This window comes from Micromonospora sp. M51, assembly GCF_018070305.1.
Lineage (GTDB): Bacteria > Actinomycetota > Actinomycetes > Mycobacteriales > Micromonosporaceae > Micromonospora > Micromonospora parva.
Window position 1 is genome coordinate 1 of sequence record NZ_JAGPXZ010000852.1, and the last position, 2,406, is coordinate 2,406.

Here is a 2,406-nt window from a genome sequence, read left to right on the forward strand (position 1 = left end):
GGCAAGACCACACTGGTCGACGCGATCACCGGCCTGGTCCGGGCCACCGGCTCGGTCCGCTTCGGTGCCGAGGAGCTGCTGGGTCGCCCGGTGCACCGGATCAGCCGGCTCGGCATCGGGCGGACGTTCCAGACCTCGACGGTCTTCGAGGAGCTGTCGGTGTTGCAGAACCTCGACATCGCCGCCGGGGCCCGGCGCAGCTGGGCGACGCTGGCCCGGCGTCGCCGTGGTGTCCCCGACGAGGTGGCCGCGGCGCTGGAGACCATCGGGCTGGCCGGGCGCGCCGGGCATCTCGCCGGGACCCTCGCGCACGGCCAGAAGCAGTGGCTGGAGATCGGCATGCTGCTGGTGCAGGACGCCCGGCTGTTGCTGCTGGACGAACCGGTCGCCGGCATGAGCCACGAGGAACGCGACGCCACCGGCGCCCTGTTGGAGACGGTGAGCCGGGACCGCACTGTCGTCGTGATCGAGCACGACATGGACTTCCTGCGCCGGTTCGCGCGCAGCGTCACGGTGCTGCACGCCGGGCGGGTGCTCAGCGAGGGCACCGTGGCGCAGGTCCAGGCGGACCCGCGCGTGCAGGAGGTCTACCTTGGCCACCCGGTCGACGCCGGGTCGGCCCGCACCGGCCGGGAGGCATGATGCTGACGCTGCGCGGGGTGCACGCCGGGTACGGGCGTTCTCGGGTGCTGCACGGGGTCGACCTGGCCGTCCCGCCCGACGGGGTGGCCGCGGTGCTCGGGCACAACGGCGCCGGCAAGAGCACACTGCTGCGGGTCGCGGCCGGCCTGCTGCGTCCGAGCGCCGGCACCGTCGAGTTGGACGGTGCGGACGTCACCCGCGCCGGGCCGCACGAGCGGGTGGCGCGGGGGATGGCGTACGTCCCGCAGGGCCAGCAGTGCTTCCCGCACCTGACCGCCGCGGAGAACCTGCGGTTGGTCGCCGACGGCCGGCGCGACGGGGCGGTGGCCACGGCGGAGGTGCTGGATCTGTTCCCGGCGCTGCGCCCGCTGCTGCGGCGTCGGGCCGGGCTGCTCTCCGGCGGTCAGCGTCAGCAGTTGGCCATCGCCCGTGCCCTGATCACCCGGCCCCGGCTGTTGATGCTCGACGAGCCGACCGAGGGCATCCAGCCGTCGGTGGTCGCGGAGATCCAGGAGCGGATCGTCGAGTTGACCCGGCAGGCCGGGTTCAGTGTGCTCCTCGTCGAGCAGCACCTGGGTTTCGCGTTGCGGGTGGCGGACCGTTACCACGTGCTGGAGTCCGGCCGGGTCACCTCGCACGGCGACGGGGGTGTCACGGCGGAGCGGGAGGTCCGGGCCGCCCTGGCGGTCTGATCGGCGGGGCGTCTGTCACGGCTGGAGCCGGTTGAGGAAGTCGCGGACCAGCCGGACGACCTCGTCGAGGTGCGTCTCGAGCAGCCAGTGGCCGCCGTCGAGCAGGTGCAGGTCCGCGTCGGGCAGGTCCCGCAGGTAGGCGCGGGCCGCGCCTTCGGGCATGTAGCCGTCGTGCGGCCCCCACACGATCAGTGTGGGCGGCCGGTGGGTCCGCAGGTACTCCTGCTGGCGCGGGAACCAGGCGACGGTGCTGCCCTGGTCGGCGAGGAGTCGCAGCCAGGCGTCGCGCCGCCGCGGATCGGTGACCAGCGCGCCGGAGAGCCGCCACAGGTCCGGGCTCACCCGGTCGGTCAGCCGGTCCGGCAGTTCGCCCAGGAACTCGCCGCGAAAGCCGTCCTCGCTGATCGCCGTGGCCAACTCCGCTCGGCCCTCGTCGGTCGGGTCGCGCCAGAACCGCTTCAGCGGCTCGTACTTGGGCCCGTGCTGGTCGGGGTAGATGTCGCCGTTTTGGATGACCAGGCCGGCGACCCGCTGCGGGGCGGCCATCGCCAGGCGCAGCCCGAACTGGCTGCCGTAGTCCTGCAGGTAGATCACGTAGCGGGTCAGCCCCAGCGTGTCGACGAAGCGCTGGAGCAGGTGAGCGTGGGCGTCGAAGGTGTACGCGAACCGGTCGGGGTCGGGCAGCGCGCTGTAACCGAAGCCCGGGTAGTCGGGCGCGATGACGTGCCACCGGTCGGCCAGCGCGGGCAGCAGGTGGCGGAACTGGAACGATGACGACGGGTACCCGTGCGGCAGCAGCACGACCGGCGCGTCGACGGGACCGGCCTCGCGGTAGAAGATCGCGATGCCGTCGACGTCGACGGTCCGGTGGCGTACGGCGTTCTCGGCCATTGACTCTCCTGATCCGGTCACGGGGTGGACCCCTCGACCGTGCCAGACGTCCGGCCGTCGCGGTGCGGCATTGCGGTCAGCTCGTCGGTGCGGGCCCGGTCGAGTCGCGGACGACCAGCAGGTGCCCGGTGGGGCGGCGGCGGGGGCGGGTCGTGCGGGGCTTGAGCGCGAGGGTCAGTGC

Annotated in this window: 3 protein-coding genes; 2 read left to right on the plus strand and 1 reads right to left on the minus strand. The window is 73.3% G+C overall.

Annotated features, from left to right (window positions below; all coding sequences use genetic code 11):
* A partial coding sequence (locus KBX53_RS29740; RefSeq protein WP_210862970.1) for an ATP-binding cassette domain-containing protein occupies nucleotides 1-642 on the plus strand: 642 nt, incomplete at its 5' end.
* Entirely contained in the window at nucleotides 642-1,334 is a 693-nt protein-coding gene (urtE, locus tag KBX53_RS29745; RefSeq protein WP_210862972.1) for an urea ABC transporter ATP-binding subunit UrtE, read from the plus strand. The genes KBX53_RS29740 and urtE, both read left to right, overlap by 1 nt.
* Nucleotides 1,335-1,349: 15 nt before the next feature.
* On the opposite strand, the gene KBX53_RS29750 is transcribed toward urtE, so the two are convergent.
* On the minus strand, nucleotides 1,350-2,225 hold the full coding sequence (locus KBX53_RS29750) for an alpha/beta fold hydrolase (protein WP_210862974.1): 876 nt from the start codon (nucleotides 2,223-2,225) through the stop codon (nucleotides 1,350-1,352).
* Nucleotides 2,226-2,406 lie beyond the last annotated feature (181 nt).

What these genes read in the sequence shown, in the direction of transcription:
- urtE (WP_210862972.1), top strand. Translation starts at nt 642, where the DNA reads ATGCTGACGCTGCGCGGGGTGCACGCCGGGTACGGGCGTTCTCGGGTG.
- KBX53_RS29750 (WP_210862974.1), bottom strand. Translation starts at nt 2,225, where the DNA reads ATGGCCGAGAACGCCGTACGCCACCGGACCGTCGACGTCGACGGCATC.